Below are 21,032 nucleotides of genomic sequence, written 5' to 3' on the forward strand. Positions count from 1 at the left end.
AAAATATTAGCTTTAGGGGTAATGTCGATATGTGGATTATGTTTTTTATCGTTTTTGTACCTATTATAATTGGATTAATACATTTTTGTTTTTCAGAAAAAAATAACACAAAAGATTATGTGTTAAACAGCCAGAACAAACGATCGCAAGAAATCAATAAAAAAATATCAGACTATGAGCAAAAGAAAATTGAATATAAAATACCAACAACTGCAAAATCTGTCTTTATGCCTTCTATTAATGGAAGTTATTTTATACACAAACAGAATAATTTTTTAATATTATTTGGAGATAGTTGTGTATTTTATAACAAACAAAAAAATTCTATGCAATCAATATATGTGATACCAATAGATTTTATTTTATATTATAAAACACAAGGAGAGGTACGATATGAAATGCAAATTTCAGGTGGTGGCGGTGGCGGTAGCTCTATAAAAGGTGCTGTTGTCGGTGGATTTATTGCAGGAAGTGCCGGTGCTATTATAGGTAGTAGAAATAAAATTAATGAGATAAAATCTGAAACTGTAAAAAAAGATGAGAGAATAGTTGAGTTGGTTTATATTACAAATAAAAATAATGAAAATAGTCTTTCTTTATTCTTTGATTATAATTCTTTAAGTGTATTTAGCGAACTAATACCAGAAAAGAGCTATGAAAGCTATAAAAAAAATAAACAACAAATCATTGAAATTAATCCAACGAACAAAGATATATTTTTACAAATTGAAAAACTTGCTGAATTAAAGAATAAAAATATACTAACAGAAGAAGAATTTTTAGAAAAGAAAACAAAACTTTTATCACAAATCTAATATATTTTCAATTAACATAAGGATTAATCAACCTTATGTTTTTTTATGTCAATTTTAGGCTTAATCACCCTATTATAGTTGGCAACCTAACAATGTAATGCAAACGTGATGGCTCTGTTATTACAGCAATAATTGAAAATATGAAAGAAGCTGAAAGAGTTAGAAAAACTGCTGAAAATTCCGTAGGTTCGGCTTGGAGAGAACAAGAAAAATGGGCTGCATCTCTGCAAGGACATCTTGGCTCATTAAATGCAAGCTTTGAAAAATTCGCAAGTATATCTTTAAATAATGCGTGGATAAAGTTTTTTATTGATTTGGTTAAGGGTGTACTTGATTTAGGAAGTGCATTGGGTGGATTAATACCTGTGCTTGTCATCATAGGTGCTACTATATCCGGTTTAAAAATGAATGTAATTAGTGTTTTTATTATTCGTTTACTTACACAAATACCATTAATATCGACTATGTTAGGCAATCTCATAGCGACTATGTTTGCCCTTGATGCATCTGTTTCTACAGTTTTTGCAACTATAACAGGTGGATTGTCTTTAGCGATAGTTGGAGTGATAGCTTTAATTAGGCATTTTCATCAATCTTCGGCAGAATTACAACAACAACTTGGTAAAACTGCTGATGAGTATAAGCAACATACTGAAAATATTAATAACTATACTTCCGAACTTGAAACTGCTAAGAAACGTCTTGATGAATTAAATAAGCTAAAAGAACAAGGTAATATAACAGCAAAACAGGTTGAAGAATTAAATAATTTACAACTTCAAAATGATGAACTTGAAAGAAAACTTAAAATAGAAAAAACTCTTGCTGATTTAAAGAACAAACAGCAAAACAGCGAAGCTTTAGAGTTGTTAAATAAAAAAGAGAACTTTTCTATAGACGCTAAAAATTCTGTTTATGGCACAAAACAATACTTCTCCCCTTTAAATAAAAAAGAACAAATTGAACAGTTATTTAAGGAATATAATCATGTTAACAACTCGTTACAATACAACGAAAAACAATTTTCAATAAATCCTAAAAATGCTGAAAGAGAAAAGCAAAGATTAGAAAAAATCAAAGAAAATCTTGAAGGACAATTAGGCTCTTATTTAAGTGATTTTTCTGAAACAGTAGGTAAATTATCAGATGGATTTATAAAAGATAATTACAATAAACAATTAGACGAATGGGTTAAGTTACTATCCAAGGTATCTGATACAGCTAAAGACGCTACTGAAAATATAGTTAATTTAGATAATATTATAACATATTAAAAACACTATAATAAAAAATGTTTTAATTAGATTTCAATTAATATGTACTGTATATAATAATTGTGATATACTAAAAAGATATTTTTTAATTCAGCAAGTCAATTAAAAATATAAGTTTTTATAAAAATTATTGTTAGGGGAGATTATTATAAAAAGTTTAGGATTTTTTGAAGCTGTTTTATCTGCGGTAATGTTCGGTGCTATGCCACTTTTTACAAAAATTTTGTATAGTTATGGAAGTGATGCTGTAAGCTCCGGCTTTTACAGAATGTTATTATCTTTACCATTCATATTCATATGCTCAAAATTCATATTTAAATACAATATGAGTATAAACAAAAGCGAATTTAAACCGCTTTTTATTGTATCTTCAGGTTTTTCATTTACTGTAATAACATTATTTAATTCATATAATTATATAAATTCAGGAGCTGCTACTTCAATACACTTCACTTATCCTATAATAATATTCATAGCAACAAGCATAATTTCAAAAGAAAAACCCTCAACTACAGAAATATTATGTATTATAGGTGCAAGCATAGGACTTATACTTATAACAGATTTTAATGCTTTGTCAAATTTTAAAGGTGTTTTTTATGCCTTTTTATCAGCTTTTACTTACAGCTTTTACTCAATATACTTTGAAAAAAGCGATGTAATAAAAAAAATGCCTCCGTTTAAAGCGCTGTTTTATATAAATGCAATAGGTGCCGTAATCTTGTTTTTTTATGCACATATAGCATTTATTGGTATTTATAGAAACTTTTCTATTAACATATGGCTTATTGTATTTGCATATTCTTTTATTTTAACAGTTGGAGCAACATTTTTGTATCAAAGAGCCGTTTCCGAAATAGGTGCAAAGTATACATCTATATTAAGTACTCTTGAGGTTGTAACAAGTATAATTATAGGTTTTTTCATATTAAATGAAAAACTTACAGCCACTCAAACAGTAGCTGTAAGTTTAATATTTTTGTCAAGCCTTGTGCTTGTTAAAAGCAGAAAATAATTTATTATTTATTTTTTTCTTGCTGATACTATATAATTGTACGCCCAATGGCTCTGTTTTACATCAGAATATGCTTTTTTGCCTTCAATATTAGGTTTTATATCAAATGCTCTGCTAAGCATTGACACCATTTCTGCTCTGCTTATTTGCTCATCAGGTTTAAATGTCTCATCTGCATAGCCGGATATAATTCCTGCATCTGCGCAAGCCGATATTGCTCTCAATGCCCAATGCTCTTCTGATACATCTTTAAATGTTTTTGTCCCTGCATCTAATTTTTTCAGTTTCGCTATTATGAAAGCAACTTCTGCTCTTGTTATATTTTTATTAGGTTCAAATTTATCACTTGAACTCAATTTGAAATATCCCAATTTATCTAATTGTAAAACTGAATTTGCATACCAAGAGCCCGGTTTTACATCTGTAAACGGCAATTTTATATTTTTATCTTCATCCGGATCCACCAAAGTCAAAAACATAACAGCAACTTCTGCTCTTGTCATTTTTCCGTCAGGTTTAAATGTATTGTTAGGATATCCTGACATATATCCAATTTTTAAAATATTTGTTATACGTTCTATTCTTGCTTTTTCCAGTACAGTATCCAATAAGGCTTTTGAATCTCTTACTCCATATCTGAACGCCTCAAATGCATCTTGTACTTCCTTTAATGTTTCTTTGCTATATAGATTTTTATTGTCCAATATCTTCTGAATTTTAGCATCTATTTTAGATTTTATATCCAAATATTGTTTTGAAAGCTCACCTTTTTTTACAGCAGGATTTACTGTCTGAGTAGAGACTGCACCACCGCCTCCACCTCCGCCGTTTGAACCTCCCGGTGAAGGTTTTTTATCATTATTATTAGATTTTAATTTTAATACTTTTCTCTTTTCTCTCAACTCTTCAAGAGCTTTTTGAATGTCTCCTTTTTCAACCTTTGATTTGTTTAAAACTTCTTTTGCTTTTTTTAATGCCTCTTTAAATTCAGCTTGTCCGATATTTTCATAAGCACTCAATTTTGATTCTATTTCTTTAGAATATTCCACTTCTTTTATTAATTCTTCTTTATCTATTTCTTGAATAGCAAATTTTGAGAAGTGTTCTGTATAAAAAGTAATCACTTGTTCATCTTCATCATAATTGGCATTTTTTATGGAAATAGGAACCAATTTATTTGCATCTGTATTATCATCCAAATATAAGACGTCAAAATCCGATTCATCAGGTTTTGTATAAGGTAATGTGACTTTTATTTTGCCTGCATTGAAGTTACTGTGTTCTTCGTCATCTTTTTTAATCTCTACTATATACTTCAGTTCTTTTTCTAATTTTTCCCCATAGTTTTTATTCAATGCTTTTAACTTATTCATATCAACTTCTGATATATTCAGTAGTTTTAGCGAGAAATTTACATCTTTATCATCTGAACTCAGATTATTAATCATTTCTTTGTTAAGTTCAAGCTTCGCTACATCTCCAAATGATATAGATACATTTTCCACATCTTCTTCGACTAATTTAGACAATACTTCCTTCGGTAGTGTTAATCCTACTTTCTTAACTTCCCTATTGGAAGTAGTATTAAGGCTAATATTAACTTTTTTATCAATTATATTTTCCGGTTGTAATTGAGCTTGTGTTGTTGCAACTCCATCAAGTACATCCGGTATCAATACTACAGTTTTATCATGTTCATCAACTTTAACATCTATGTTCACATCATCATTTGGCATTAAGAAACTGTTATCGAATCTTCTAACACTTACACCTCTTCCATATTTTCCGGTAGTTACGCTTATATTTGTTATTTTGTATTTTTTAGCATCTTCTCTACCTTCAAAATATATTTTTACTCTGTCGCCTGATTTAAATTTATCGCCTTTATTAGGTTTGATACTTGAGCTGATATTTAATGTATTCGTAGTAGTAACGCTAATATTGTTTATACTATAATCATATTTATCGTCACTGCCATCTTTTAATATTAGATTATTCTTTGCATTTTCCAATTTTTCAACAGCTTTATCTATCTTGTCTTGTAATGCAAGATTATCTTTAAGCACAGATTCAGCCTCTCTCAAAGCTCTTATAAATTGTAATTTTGTATCTAATTTATACAAATCTAAATTTATATTTTTATATTCCTCTATTTTATCTCTTAATACACTTCTTTCAGCTTTTGATTTTATTTTACTTAAATAAAGTCTTAAAGAGCTGATTGTTCTTTCCATATCTTCTACTGTTATATCCGGGCTTTCAAGAAGTTCTTTTGCAGATTTATATCTTGCTTCAAGATTTTCCATGGCATTATCTTCATAATAGTTGTTTTTATTATCTATTATATTTTTTATCTCTTCAAGAAGTTCTTTCAATTCTCTTGTATCTATTTTCCCATCTTTTCTTTCCAAATTCTTTATGGCTCTATCAATTGCTTCTATTGCAATTTTTATATCTTCTTGCGTAGCTTTTTTGTTTTGAAGCATAGCCTTACCCATTTTTATCATAGTGCTTAAATAATCTTTTGAAGTATTTGTATAATCATCACCAAGACTGTCAAATATTTCTTCCGCTTTTTTTATTTTCTCTTCAAGATCTTTCTTACTGAATTCTTGTTTTTTAAGCTCTAAAGAATTTATGGCTTTTGTTAAATCGCTTAATGCTTTATCAACTTCTTCTTGAGAAGCGTTGGCTTTATCATATGTGTTTTGTGCCAATTCAAGCGCATCTTTAAATATTTCCCAAGATTCTTCTTTATAGTCGTCCTTATCCAAGTTTTTAGCTTGAATTATCTTTAACAGTAAAGGTTCCTTTTCTACAGGCACAGGTTTTGAACTCATACCTGATACAAGTTTTATATCTACACTGTATTCTCCAAGCAGGAATTCTTTATTAATAATATCACTGCCATAATTTCCGGCTTTGAAATTTGTAGTATATATTTCAAACGGCAACTTACCCGGTAAATCAATATTCTTACTGTCTTCGCCTTTATTAAAATGTAGATAATATCTTGTTTTATAAAGGTCTTTTCCTCTAAATAACACATCAAACTCCGAATCGTAGCCGTTTCTTTGTATATTTACAGTAACAGAATGCATCTTTTTCCTTGATATTGTTATATTTATTCCATATTCAGTCTTATTTTTTCTAACAGGAAGATAATCTCCTCCACTAATTAACGCATAGAAGTCATCGCTTAAATCTCTTATTATAATTCTATAATCTCCTACAGGCACGAATCCCATATAAAGTTGCTCATTTTTCTTGTTAAGCTCATATTCCTTTCCTGTTTCTTTATCCGCCAATATAAGTCTGAATTTTGCACCATAAGGATTTGACATTGATAAAACAGCTTCTTCTCTATCTTTATGTGCAAATTCCACTTCCACTACTTTTTGAGTATCGGATTCTGTTATTTCAAAAGATATTTCTTTCGGTGACAATAATTCATACTCTTCATCTACGCTTTCTATAACAAGAGTATATTTTCCAACTTTCAAATTATATGGATCCGCCCCTTTACCTTGAGCATCAAGTACTTTCCATTTAAACTTATTTGAAGGTATGGTAGCTGATGATAGTTTAGGTTTTACAAGTATTGTTTTTTCATTACCTGTTCTTATTGATTTATCAAGAGGCAGTTCAAGGACGTTATACGCATTATCTTGTATTTTTATTTTTGCCTCAGTAGTGTCTACACTTTCCGGTAATCTCTCAAATTTCCCATCGCTGTCGGGTTTATATATTTTATCTCCATAAACTATAACACTGCTTCTCACTCCTGAGTCTTTTTCTTCAACCTGCTCCAATTTATATATACGAGTAGACTCATCATAACTACTCTTTACTATTCTTGGAAATACAGTATCTACAATTATAGGGAATTCCATTTTTTGAGGTTCAAGATTATATCCGTCCAATTTTGCTTCCACTACCATTTTATACTTACCATCTGCAACTGTTTCAGATGAATTATTTATTCCTTCCCATTTCCAGTGAGATTTAGTAGTTGATAAGTTGAATGTTCCCGGAAAATTTTGATTGAAGAAGTTCTTTTGACCGTCATCATCCTGCTCTTCCACAGTATATATAGGATAATCTTTTTTTACTCCATTTTCTTCATTCTCATCATATATATTTATCTTGAAATCTTTATAGTTTCTTAAAAATGTTCCTACAAATACGGCTCTATCCGATCTTCCGTCTCCATTCGGAGAAATGGCAATCTTATTTTCATCAAACACAGGTTTCTCAAAAGTACTATCTTCGCCTCTTCCAAGCACTACAGGCTTTCCTTCATTTATTGAAGATATATGAGTAAAAGGAGCATCTAAATATTGTGAAATAGTTTCTGTATAAAAATAAGGTTTTTTATTTTCTTTGCTCATTTTATATATACTGTCTTCAATTATTTGTAATTTTTCCCATGTTCCTCTGAATCCTACAAAAGGTATACTTATGTTTTGTTCACTGTCTGAATTTTCAAAAAACACAAAACCTTCCAAGAAAAATCCGTTCGGCATTTGGGCTTTAAATTTTTCATAATCACTATCTGATAAAGTAAAATTAACCTCAAAATTTGCTGTTCCATTTGCAGGTACTGTTATAGACTTTTTACTATTTTTAGTAGAATCTATTTTTTGCGATTTTAATAATATTCTTCCGCCTTCCACTGTGTCAGTATTCAAATCAGCATAATAATTAAATTCTTTTTCTGTACCAGAATAATTTTTAAGTACTCCTTTAACGTTCACATCATTTGTATCTAAATTTCTTAGATTTATGCTTGATACACCATTTGTTCCAATAGCAACTACACTTGCCTTTATTGCATTTTTCAAATTCATCAATCCGGCACCTTGGCCTCTTGGAGACATATATGCTCTGGTTTTTTTGTCTTCACGCGGTGTAGCCGTACTCATAAGTAAATTTTTAATAAGGCTGTGTTTCTCTGCATTCATTACATTTGGAAATGTTTTTTCAACATATTCCTTAACTATTGCAATACCACCTGCAACGTGTGGAGTAGCCATAGATGTTCCACTCATAACAGTATATTCATCATTATTAATACTTGAATATATCTTTCCTCCCGGAGCGGATATATCCGGTTTTATATTCCCTTCCGGTGTCACACCCCAGCTTGAAAAAGATGATAAATTATAACTATTTGGATTTTCCATAACAGAATCTGAATTTGTAAATTGTAATTTCAGATTCGGATTATTTTTTAGATATTCTCCGTCATTTTTACTTATAAAACAAGATGGTATTTTAGCATTTATTCCACCCATACTTGTCAAATCTGTTTCGTCTATATTGTTATATACTATCGCTCCAATAGCACCTTTTTTCTCGGCATTTTTAACCTTATCGCTAAAATTTAATATTTTCCCGCCATCAGGTTCTCCACGTTTTATAAGTGCATATTTACCTTCAACATTCTTATTGTTATAATCTTCTTCATAACCATATCCGATTTCAACATATTCTTTTTCATCTGTTGTAAATTCTATCTTATCTGCAGATATTTGAAATGGTATAGTCTTTTCACCGGCACCACCTATGATTTTTATACCTTTTTCTCTCATAGTTGCATTATCTACTGATGCAACTGTAAGTGATAAATCAGCTATACCTGGAGAGTTTATCAGACCATAATCCAACTGAGTTGACGGTGGACCGTCCAATATTTGAAATCCCATAAAACCGTCATTACCGGCCGCTATAGCTACAACTATACCTGCTTGTTGAGCATTTTTTAATGCCTCAATAGTTGTCTTTTCCAAACGTGAATCCGTTGTTCCTGTAGCGCCGAGACTCATATTTATACTGTCCGCTCCAAGTTTTACAGCATCATCTATTGCCTTATTATATATCTCAGGAGTAGTGCCGCCTCCAAGCATACCGCCTCCGAAAACTCTAAGTATGGCAAGCTGAGAATCATATGCCACACCCTTTAGACCTTTTTTTATAAGTTTCCCTTGCTGATTGAATTTATCATCAAGATTTGCCGCTATTATACCGGCAACGTGCATACCGTGAGACGTCTGAGATTTTTCCTTTATCTCCGAACTTTTATCAGCATAGTTATAACCATAAACTATTTTTTTATTAAACCATCTGTCACCCGGATAGTTTATTCCTTTATCCTTTAGATAACTATCCATCTGTTCTTTAGTTTTAAATCTAAGATGTTCATCATCAGTTTTTTTGAATATTTCATGATTCGGATCAGCACCGGAGTCTATTATAGCTATTAATTTCCCTTTACCTGTATATTCACTTTGCCATGCGGATCCTGTTCCTACCATGTCATTACTTGAAAAATCTACAGGTCTCATTATATTTCCGCTTGTCATAACAGGAGCAGGTATTACCTTGCTTATCTCAATAGAATTTACTTCAGGTAATTGTGCTATAACTTTTGCATTTTTAAATGTAGTCTTTATAGCAAGACCGTTAAGAGCGGCATCATAACGTTCTGTTACATCAAAATTCACATCTTTATCTTCTATTTGATCTATAAGTTTTTCTTGTGATTCTCTTGAATATTCTACCCTGTCATCCAAACCGTCTTCCGTACGCAATTTCTTCAAATCAGGTACATTCATACCGTATTTTTGTACCATAGTCTTGTCATTTACAGATACGATTATTTTTATCTCATCATTATCCTTATAATCATCATCTGCTTGTCTTATCAAATCTTGAAGTGCCGGTGATGAGTTATCATTAATATTTTCTGAATTTTCACTTTTCTGTTTGCTTATATCAGGCAATTCATCTGCAAATATGTATGATTGTGCCGGTAATACAGAAAATATCATACTGAGCGATAAAACAACGGAAATTATTTTTCTATTCACTAATTTACCTCTTTCTTAATAATATCAATATATTATATAAATTATATTAATCTAATGAATACATTTTAATATTTCATATAGTAACTGCCTTGTAAAATTTAATTATAAATCTTTTATTAATTCGTTTATGAAATTTAATATAATCTGTATAAAATATTTTTAAGCTAATATATTTTAAGCGACTATTACTATCATTAATCTCCTAATAAAATTATAAGTGATAAAGTTATTTACTTTATCACTTATAATACAAAAGTCTAAAAGCAATATAATAAAGCTTTAATTTTTAAAGTGTGTTATTTTTTTGCTGCTGTCATAATTGCTTCATATGCCCAGCTATCTTTTTTAACATCACTATAAGGTTTCTTGTTAGATATATCTGCTTTTAAGTTAAATGCACGATTTACCATAGAGCAAGCTTCTGCACGAGTGATAGTGTTATCCGGTTTGAAACTTCCATCTTTATAGCCACTTATAATGCCTTTTTCTACTAAAGATGATATTTCTTTTGCTGCCCAATAATCATTTTTTACATCTTTTAATGATTTTGTGCCATCTTTGTAATTTCCTAATTTAGCTAATATATAAGCATATTCTGCTCTTGTTATTGCTCTATCAGGGTCAAGTTTAGTATCTTTTTCAACTTTTATATATCCAAGAGCTACTAATTTGTTCACTCCTTTGCTATACCAAGTCTTAGCTTTTGTTACAGGCATTTCGTTTGTTTCTTCATCTATTAGATTTGCAAACATAACTGATGCTTCTGCTACAGTTATTTGTTTGTTAGGCATAAATTTATTTTCCGGATATCCTACCATATATCCTGATTGTAACAATGTCGTAACTTTTTCTAATCTTGCAATTTCAAGTACAGCTCTTAATTTTGCTTCAGAATCTTTTTCTCCTTTTTTGAATGCTTCAAATGCTTTTTCCAAAGATTCTAAAGTTTGTTTCTTGTAATATTTTCTTTCTTCCTTGGATAATATTTTTTCAACTTTTTTCTTCAATTGTTGTTCTAATTCTTTTTTCTTATCCTGTTTATTATCCTTTTTAACTTCATTTGTTTCTGTAAATACAAGATAAACATCTTTGTAAGTATCTATTACATTGTCTGCTTTTATTGATGCTTTCACTTTATCAGGTTTTTCATCAAGAGTAAACGTATATGATACAATATAGTCATCATTGTCAATCTTAACCGGTGATATTGTATCTGAATCTTGTCCGTTATATATATTAAAACTTGTTATGTCTCCTGATTTATCGTTCAATTTCATAGTTTTAAACTCTACAGTATACTTATATTTACCGCTTTCTTCTACCAATTTTGCAATAGGATTTATGAACTTGTTAATAATTGACTCTTTATTAGTGTCCATATCAAGAACTTTTACATTTAAGTCTCTTTCTATTTTCACAGGTTTTGTATTTGCACCATCCCAGTTAAACATTATGAAAGCTCTTTGTTCTCCTAATCCCAATTCATCCATTATATCCGCTTTCAGGTATACTTTTAATTCTTTGGCTTTATAATCAAGCTCAAACTCATATACTCCATCTGATACTTCGGCTACAACTTCTTTTGTTCCGTTTCTGTCTATAGCAAAACTTGTAATATGACCTGTTCTTCCAAGTATTTCAAGAGGTACAAATGTTATTGTATATTTATATATACTTCCGTTTTTTACAACTTTTACATTTTCCGATAATGCTTTTCCTGCCATTGATTCTTCATTTGAATTTTCTTTTCTCAACCATGCACTTACAGTATGAACACCGTCGCTAAGCTCATCGCTTGAGCCTGAAGTTTGAAGTTTATTCTTATCATATCCTACTGCAAACGTTGAAAAGTGATCGGTTTTGAATGAAAGTTTTTCTCCGTCATATTTTACCGAGTCTGTCATTTCCTGTACGCTACCATCTTCTTTTACATAATATGGTGTTATAGCTCTTGAATCTTCATTCAATTTTTTCTTGTATGGTATTTCAACAGTTATCTTACCCGCAAAATTGCCGATCTTATTTCCGTCAGCTGTTATTATTAAATCTCTTACAGGTCTGCTATTATCAATTTTATCTCTAAAATTATCAGGTAATTTTTTCAAGTCTAAAGTTGTTTCTTTTACAGATACTTCTATATCGCCCTTACCCGCTAATTGTTTCACAACTTTTGAGTCCAAGTTTATCTTTGCGGATTTAGTAGTAACTGTAACTTTTTTATCAGCTTCTTTCACTGCTTTAAATAAACTTTCAGGTATAGATGTTTTTATTTCTTTAACATCTTTGTTTTCCGTATCCACTTTTAATTCAACCGAAGTATTTTCCGGTTTTTTAATTTCTTTATTCAGTTTTTGTACTTCAGCTTCATTTACAACAGCAGTGGCAACTCCATTTTCAACCTTTGTTTTTATATTTGTCACAACAGGTTTTTCTTCTTTAGGTTGTTCAGGCTTCGGTTGATCAGGTTTTGGTTGTTCAGGTTTTTTATCCCAATTAAATACCAATATGACTTTTTGCTCTTTCATATTCATCTGTTCCATAACGTCGGCAAGAATTTCAGCTTTTACTTCATTCGCTTTTTCATTAAGTTCAAATGTATATTCTCTTTGTTTCCCTTTTACTGTCGGTGTTATTAACTGCTTATTTCCATTTTTGAATATTGAAAATTTAGTTATATTCCCTTCTCTTCCTAAAACTTCCATAGGTTTGAAAGTTACAGTGTATCTGTAAGTATTATCCCCTATTTTTTCAACCTTTGCCGGTTTGACCAAAGCTCGATCCGCCATTGATTTTTCATTGCTGTTATCATCTTTTTTCAACCAAACGTCAACATTATATTTTTCGTTTTCATTTTGAGTTTTTGCATCACTGTTTGCAGTGAATTCTATATCAAAATCTGCAGATTTCATAAAGCCGTAAATATTATTATTTTCATATACAGATTTTGTTAATATATATCTGTCACCTTTTTTCATTTCATCATCTTTAAACGTTTGAAGTAACCCTTCTTCTTTCGGAAGAGCCGATCTGTCTTCATATATTACAGAACCGTTTTTAGTGATGACCGTATTTACCTTAAAATCATTTCCGATTTTACTTTTCAATATTTCTAAAGCCGCTTTATTTCTTTTTAAATCTCTTGATACGCCATTTGCATCACGTCCAAAAGTATTAAAATAACTCAAAAACTCATCATTTGACAAGAAAGATGCTTTATTAGTAGGAAGACTTGAATATCCGCCCACTAAATCTCCTTTATCCCAATAAATAAGCTCCAACAAATCCAAATCCGATTTTAAACTGATTACTCCGTTTTCTGCTGTTGCAACGGCTTTCATGTTAGTTTTTTGCGGATAATATGTTTCCCATTTATCAGATTCAAATTTTACGCCTATTTTTTCAAGCTTTTCTCTATCTTCTTTGGAGACATCGGAATTCAGGTAGTTCATATTAAGTTCAAGTCTTGCAAATTTCTTGGTATTATTGTCATATGTCTCAAAAATCTTTTCTATAGGCAAATCTGATATCATATTGTTGCTAAATTGTAAACGTGGCTCTTTATTAGAATATTTTGAATACAAAGCCATATTTGTATAAAGTTCATCAGGTACACTTGTTATTCTGTTATAACTGAAATCAGCCTCAGTCAACTGTACTAAATTTGAGAATGTATCAGGTATTTCCTTTATCTCATTTCCGTTTGCTTTTAATACGGATAAACCTGTAACATAGCCCAAACTTGAAGGAAGATTATCCAAATTATTTAATTCAAAATGTATATTTGTAAGTTTTTCACTATTTTTTTGACCTTCGAAGAAATCATCCGGTAAATGAGTTAATGATTTATTTTCATATATATATAAATTTTGTAAATTACGTTGATTTTTTATGAAATTGCTACCTAATTTACTTAAATTGGTATTAGCAATAGATATAAGTTGAAGCTTAGGATTATTTTTAAACAAATCATCAGGTAATTCGGTAAATCTGTTTCCGTCCATTTGTATATGTTCTAATTTGGACAAATTGGAGAATGCATCTTTATCTATTTTTTCTATCCTGTTTCCGTCTAAAAATATTGCTCTTATATTCGTTGCATTGGCAAATACATCATGTGGCAATTCAGCTATTTGATTAGAAGCTAAAACTATAGCATCAATATTAGGCCCCAAATCTTTAAGCATACTTACATTTTTTATCTTTTTATTTTCAAGGTCTAATACATTGCTATATATTTTATATTTATTATTTCCACTCGGTAATTCTTTAGTTTTACCCTTAGCATTTTTTAGTTCTTCCTTGCTGATTTGTCCATCATTATTAGTATCTACACCTGCTTCTGCAAGCGCATCTATCAGATTTTTATCTTCTTCTACCAAAGCTGATTTTTCATCTTCTATAACTTTATAATCTCTAAAGCCTTTTGTAACTTCATCTTTGAATACAATTTGTATTTTTTTATACTTACTGTAATCTCCTATATCTCCGGCTCCTACTTGTGAACCCGGCATAGCGACTAATACATATACAACCTTTTTGCCTTTTAAATCCGGCAAATCTATGCTATATTCCGCTTTTTGAGGTTTACCGTTTTTAACCTCCACTAAATTTTTGCTGAATCTTGTCCTATTATCGTCATCATCTTTTATAGCCATATCTAATAACAGTTCAGCAAACAAGTGATTTAAAAATGATACTGTTTTCTTATTTCCTTCTATATGAAGTTTAACTCTTTCATCAAGATAACCGCCTACTGACGATATTTCATTTTCTCCATATTTATAAGCATTAAATCCGAGCGTATAATCTCCATCAGGCAATTCGCTATCTATTGTAAGTCCGGGCTCTTTACCTTCGCCTATATTCTTCTCCAATTTAGAGTCATCAGAGAATACAAGTATTATTTCAACAGGCACTTTTTTCTTGGCTTGTTTTAGTATATCTTCCCCTTCTATAAACAATACTTTACCGCCAACTGTCAGCTTATCCTCCGATAATGCAAAATCTTGCCCATTTATATTGACAGTTTTAAATATTTTTTTATCAGTTTCAATATCCTTGTCAAAATTCACGACAAGACCTTTTTTTCCATTATAATTTTCATTAGCTGCCGCTGATTCTATTTCGTATTTTGATGCTATTTTCTCAACAGTTTTAGCTATAGATTTTTCTATCTTTGTCAAATCAGCAAATGTAATCACTATATCAACAGGATCTTTTTCTTTTGCTTTTTGCACTATATCAGAATTTTGTATATGAAGATTGTGATTATCTTCACTTACGGCATAAGTCAATGCAGCGAACTCAAACTCCAGTCCGTTTACGCTAATCTTGCTGAAATCTCTCAATTGGAACGGATATAAACTTGTTTCAAACCCCAAAAACAACATATCTTCTTTGGTCTTAACGCCTGTAAGTTTATGTTCTGCAGCCATATTCGTTTGCGGTTTCTCATTTTCAGCAGCCGCATTTTTCAATATAGAACCGTCTTTAAATTGTATTATTATGGATATAGGATCTTTTAATTTGGCTTGAGCTATCACATCGGAATGTAATGATGTGGATAAAATGGTATTCATGCTAATACCTAAATCTGTTATATCTCTTTTATTAGCTTCCGGATTAGATTGATCATACAATTTACCGTTTATAGTAATATTTTTAATACTATTAACCCATTCTAAAGATATGTTTTTATCAAAATGTATCTTTAATTCTGTTGTTCCCCATTTTGTAACTAATTCCGTTTTTTCTATCTTATATTGTGATGCTATATTAGGAGTTTGCCCTCCGGAACCGCTTTCTGATTTTTTAAGTATTGAGCCGTCTTCAAATTTTATTATGACTTTTGTATCTACAAAGTTTCCATTATTTTCAGCGACTCTTACAACATCTCCGTCTTTTGAAGATATCTGCGAAGAACTCCATTCAAATTTATCTTTTGAAAAAATTTTATTGCTTCCTTCAATTTTTATCTCTTTAATCTTATTAAAATCCTGATATTCAATTTTTTTATCAAAGTTTATAACAAAATTATCATAGTCATATTTATCTGTTATTTTAGCTGTACTTACTATTTTATATTTTGCTGCTATACCTGTAGCTGACTGAGGCTCTCTGTCAGGCTTTACATAACCTTGATCTGTATGCTCCACTTTTGAGCCGTCATCAAAATTTATAACAACTTTATGTTTATCTCTTTTTTTGAAATCTTCTACCGCCTGTATACCTAACGGATATGCGGCAAATATACTGTATGCTCCTTGCCAAGGCATAAATGCAGGTTTGTTGTCACTCGGATCTCTGTAAGGATATTCAAAGTCATCAATAACTACATTTTTAACATGTTCTCTTAATACAGAGGACAACTCATTAGGTTTAATTTCAGCATCAATATTTATACTTATACACTCTTTAACCACATTCATTTCTCCGGTTAATCCGCCAGCTTTTCCCAACACTATACTAACTATTTCAATACCGTCTGAGTGTTTTTTATTAGACGGTGCCAATGGAACGGTGTTATTTACATCCAACAATTTTCTTAATGCTTCTACATATTCTGATGAAGGCGTATTTTGTTTCTCAGATTGTCCCTCGTTTGTTGTATTTTCTACTGCATCTTTCTCCTGAGCATTTGTTGTATTATTTTGTTCTTGCTCACTGCCTTGATCTTGCGATATTTCCTGCCCTTGTGCATATACTGCAAACGGCACTGATGATAATGTATTACCATATATCATAGCAGAACACAGTGCAAGAGATAACAGTTTTTGTGCCTTTCTTTTCACAATTTTCCTCCCTGATTAAATGCTTTAAAAATTCTTATAAAACTTATACCATATTCACAAATGATAACATTATAACCGTTAATATACAACAACTTCCCATAAAAACATCATAATAATACAAAACAAGTATGTATTATGCACCATAAATTTGAAAATCCGATTTTATAAATTCGATAATTATCTGTGTCAATACTATAAAATGTTAGATAGAATTATTGTAAAAATAATTATTGTCTTGTTAAGTTTCAAATTCAAAACTGTCAAGTATGAATATCAGCAAATTTCAAACAGTTGCGTAAAAATATGTTGAAATCATTTTTAAATATATACGTAATTTATACATATTGAATTCAATATGCAAACCATACGCATAAAAAATAGATATCATTTCAGGTTATAATCTTATACATAAGTCTGAACTACAATACTTTTTAAATTATATAAATCATAATATTCATATAATTTTTATCAATAAAATTTAATATTTTTAACGATGATATGTAATATTAAAAGTCCTGTAAGTTTCATATGATAAAACAAACTTATTGCATTAGTTATTATATTACAAATGAATTATTTTGTCAAATGAATAATAAAATAAAATTATACTCAATATCATAATTAATAAACATAGATTATTAATTTTCCGCAACAAAAACAGGATATATTATAAAATATATCCTGCCTGACTTCTACTCTACTTTATATATTTTTTCCGCTATTGCCAATGTTGACTTTCTGTGCGATACTAAAATAACTGTTTTATTTCGGCTTTCTTGTTTAATAGTTTTAAGTATAACAGCTTCGTTTAAGCTGTCGAGATTGCTTGTTGGCTCGTCCAAAAGCAATATAGGCGCATCGTGCAAAAAGGCTCTTGCCATAGATATTCTTTGTTTTTCTCCTGCACTTAATTGATTAATCGCTTCTCCTATAGGCGTATCATATTTATCCGGTAATTTATCTATAAATTCGTGTATAGACGCTTTTTTACTCGCCTCTATAATTTCCTCAATGGGAGCATTTTCTCTTGCTATTCTTATATTTTCTTCAATAGTGCCTTGAAATAATACTGTTTCCTGCGTTACATAGCTTTGTATATTTCTAAGACTTTTTGTATTCAATTCTTTTATATTTTCTTCACCTATGTTTATCTTACCTTTATTCACATCCCAAAAACGCATAATAAGTTTCAGCATTGTAGATTTACCGCTACCACTTTTGCCTAATATACCTATGATTTTATTCTTTTCAAAATTCATATTTGCATTTTTGAAAATTTGTTTTGAATCATATGCAAAATCTACATCATCTATATTTATATCTTCATATTTTGCTATGTTTTCTGATATATTTTCTTCAACTTGAGGCTGTTCTTCAAGCAAACCTAAAACTCTTCGTCCACTTGACAATGTCTGCAAAAGATTATTAGAAAGATTGCTGAGCGCTATGAAAGGACCGAATGATGATAATGAAAGTACGGTAGGTATTACTACCATCTCAAAAGGCGCATTTGTCACTTCCCTTACGAACATCGTGTATAAAAATATTGTAATTCCTGTAACTATTACCGTTAAATCACTAAGTGCTTTTGTAAGCTCTTCATATTCTTTAAGTTCTCTATTTGTGTCTTCCAATTTTTCTGTCATATTCTGCATAGTATCCATACGTTCTTTTGTGTTACCGTATTGCATACTTTCTCTTAATCCCTTTAGGCTTTCAAGCACATAACTGCTGAGTGTTGCAAAATCGGAGCGAAATTTTTTGCCCTTTTCTTCTCCAAGTCTTGTTATAAGTCTTGGAATAAATATTGATGTAGTCAAATATGCAATAAGTAATATAAACATTGCTACTACACTATACTGATACATTATAAATAAAATTATCAAGCCCATAAAAAATGCAATGCACACAGGTGCAATAGTATGTGCAAAAAAAACTTCGAGAAGTTCTATATCCGTAGTTATAAGCGCAATTAAATCACCTTTATCCCTGCCTTCCAATTTTGCAGGAGATAAGCGTCTAAGTACGGTATATATTTTATCTCTTATTATAGCCAAGACTCTAAACGCTATATAATGCCCTGAATACTGCTCCGCATATCTGAGTACACCTCTCAAAACTGCAAGTATAATAACTGCATAAAATATATGATTATATGTTATCTTTGTAAGTTCACCCATATATATTAGCAAAGCAATACCGCCAAGTACAGGTATTCCAATAGAACAGATAAATCCTATAACTCCCATAACTATTGTAATAATCATTATAGGAAACAATGGCTTAACTATTTTTAATAAATCAGATATTAAAGACAACTTGCTCTTGTTCATAATCATCTGCTCCTTTCTTGAAATTTTCCAAATCTTGCTGTTTTGTATAAAGTGTATAGAACTGTTCTTTATTCTCTAACAGCTGATTTAAATTACCTTGTTCAACAAGTTTTCCTTCTTCAAATACAAGTATATTATCCGCCTGCTTGACATTTTCCAATCTATGACTTATAAGCAGTATTGTTTTCTTCTTTTTAAGTGAATTTATACAATCAAGTATTATTTCTTCACTTTCTACATCTATATTTGATGTAGCTTCATCGAAAATATAGATATTTACATCTTTTAATAATGCTCTTGCTATGGCCAATCTTTGTTTTTGACCTCCTGACAGATTGCTTGCATTTTCTGCAAGTTTTGTATCAAGCCCTTCTTTTGTCTGTAAAAAATCCCAAAGATTTACTCGTTGTAATACATCTATCATATCCTTATCGTTACAGGATTTTTTTGCAATAATTAAATTTTCTCTCACAGTGCCTTTGAATATATAATTTTCATTTTTTACTAAACATATATTATTCCAAAGACTTGATGATGATATATCTTTAATTTGTACATCTCCTACAAGTATATCTCCTGTATAATGTCTGTATTGCAATGTAAGTAAATTTGCCAGCGTACTTTTCCCTGAACCGCTTTCTCCAACAATACCTACAAAACTTCCTTTTTTAATAACAGTATTCACGTCTTGCAATACTGTTCTTTGTTCATTGTATGAAAAAGATAAATTTTTTACTTCTATATCTGCAAATTCTTCTACGTCTTGTTTATCACCATTATCTTCCGGCATATCTAATATCGTAAACAATCTGTCACTTGCCGACATACCGTTCATAGCTATATGAAAAAACGAACCTAATATTCTAAGCGGTATAAAAAATTCTGAAGAAATCATCATTATGAAAAATGCCTGACCTATATTTACTCTTCCGTTTATAAGTTCAATCGTCGCAAATATCACACCAAGTGCAGCTCCCATATATGCTATCAAATCCATAAGCGATACGGAATTGAGTTGCATAACCAATACGCTCATGGTTATTTTTCTAAAGTTTTCGGCATTATCGTTCATCTTTTTCTGCTGTCTTTCATCTGCTCCATATATCTTCAGCGTTGTAAGACCTTGCAGATTTTCGTAAAAATCATCGCCGAGTTTGGTGTATTTACCCCAATATTTTGCAAATAATTTTTTGGCAAATCTCTGTACCGCTATTATAGACAAAGGTATAAGGGGTACGCAAAGCATAAGCACTAATGCTGTTTTGATGCTAAGTACACTTATCACAATAAATAATGTAAGCGGCGCGATAAGGCTGTAAAAAAATTGCGGAAGATATCTGCTGAAATATATCTCCATTTGTTCTATACCTTCGCTGAATAATTGAGTTACCTGTGATATAGATACTTTTTGTGCATAATTTGTACCAAAACTTATCATTTTTTGGTATAACTTATCTCTAAGCGTGTATTTTATCTTACCGCTTGCTAAAAAACTTTGTTTTGCAACTTTTAATCTGAAAAAATATCTTACTGCTGTTAGAATTATTATAACAGCTACATTTATGTTAACAGTTTCTATGTCTATGCTTCTATCAACTGTTTTTTGTAATATAATTGATATGCAATATATTGATACTATATTACATATAAGGCATATCCAATTAAAAAACACTATATTTTTTATGTGTTTCATACCTTCCGGCGCTTCTTGAATCAACCTTTTTTTTATCAAATTCGGTTCTCCTTTATCATAATTTTTGATATTGAAGTAATGCTGATAAATAAAGTATATTTTCATATCAGTTAGATAAAAATCTTTATTTCACGAGTTTTACAGGCTACTAATAAGTTAAAATCCTATAAAAACACCACAAATCAATGAATTTTTATTATATTCATCAGTATTACTTTACATTTTAAATAAATTTTAGT

At 30.4% G+C, this 21,032-nt stretch carries 7 protein-coding genes; 3 read left to right on the top strand and 4 right to left on the bottom strand.

Features of this window, described 5'->3' with window-relative positions:
- Nucleotides 1–29: 29 nt before the first annotated feature.
- The 3 genes from HMPREF9629_RS11295 (at nt 30) to HMPREF9629_RS04175 (ending at nt 3,104) form a co-directional block, all read left to right on the top strand.
- Nucleotides 30–815, top strand: coding sequence for an SHOCT domain-containing protein (locus tag HMPREF9629_RS11295; RefSeq protein WP_009525101.1), 786 nt, complete (start codon nt 30–32; stop codon nt 813–815).
- Between the two features lie 140 nt (nt 816–955).
- A complete protein-coding gene (locus HMPREF9629_RS04170; RefSeq protein ID WP_009525102.1) occupies nt 956–2,089 on the top strand; it encodes an MFS transporter in 1,134 nt (377 codons plus the stop codon).
- 130 nt (nt 2,090–2,219) lie between these two features.
- Nucleotides 2,220–3,104: a DMT family transporter gene (locus HMPREF9629_RS04175; RefSeq protein ID WP_009525103.1), complete on the top strand. Its 885-nt coding sequence runs from the start codon at nt 2,220–2,222 to the stop codon at nt 3,102–3,104.
- 8 nt (nt 3,105–3,112) lie between these two features.
- On the opposite strand, the gene HMPREF9629_RS04180 is transcribed toward HMPREF9629_RS04175, so the two are convergent.
- The 4 genes from HMPREF9629_RS04180 to HMPREF9629_RS04195 all read right to left on the bottom strand — a co-directional run bounded on the left by HMPREF9629_RS04180 (nt 3,113) and on the right by HMPREF9629_RS04195 (nt 20,832).
- The gene (locus tag HMPREF9629_RS04180; protein WP_009525104.1) at nt 3,113–9,976 is read right to left on the bottom strand and encodes a S8 family serine peptidase; all 6,864 of its coding nucleotides are present in this window, start codon (nt 9,974–9,976) and stop codon (nt 3,113–3,115) included.
- 296 nt (nt 9,977–10,272) lie between these two features.
- Entirely contained in the window at nt 10,273–16,767 is a 6,495-nt protein-coding gene (locus HMPREF9629_RS04185) for an S-layer homology domain-containing protein (protein ID WP_009525105.1), read from the bottom strand.
- A gap of 692 nt (nt 16,768–17,459) precedes the next feature.
- Nucleotides 17,460–19,100 carry an amino acid ABC transporter ATP-binding/permease protein gene (locus HMPREF9629_RS04190; protein WP_009525106.1) on the bottom strand — a complete coding sequence of 547 codons (1,641 nt, stop codon included), beginning with the start codon at nt 19,098–19,100 and terminating at the stop codon, nt 17,460–17,462.
- Nucleotides 19,069–20,832, bottom strand: coding sequence for an ABC transporter ATP-binding protein/permease (locus HMPREF9629_RS04195; protein WP_009525107.1), 1,764 nt, complete (start codon nt 20,830–20,832; stop codon nt 19,069–19,071). Before HMPREF9629_RS04195 ends, HMPREF9629_RS04190 begins: the two co-directional genes overlap by 32 nt.
- Nucleotides 20,833–21,032: the final 200 nt, after the last annotated feature.

The organism is Peptoanaerobacter stomatis (assembly GCF_000238115.1).
GTDB classification, from domain to species: domain Bacteria; phylum Bacillota; class Clostridia; order Peptostreptococcales; family Filifactoraceae; genus Peptoanaerobacter; species Peptoanaerobacter stomatis.

What these genes read in the sequence shown, in the direction of transcription:
- HMPREF9629_RS11295 (WP_009525101.1), top strand. Translation starts at nt 30, where the DNA reads ATGTGGATTATGTTTTTTATCGTTTTTGTACCTATTATAATTGGATTA.
- HMPREF9629_RS04170 (WP_009525102.1), top strand. Translation starts at nt 956, where the DNA reads ATGAAAGAAGCTGAAAGAGTTAGAAAAACTGCTGAAAATTCCGTAGGT.
- HMPREF9629_RS04190 (WP_009525106.1), bottom strand. Translation starts at nt 19,100, where the DNA reads ATGAACAAGAGCAAGTTGTCTTTAATATCTGATTTATTAAAAATAGTT.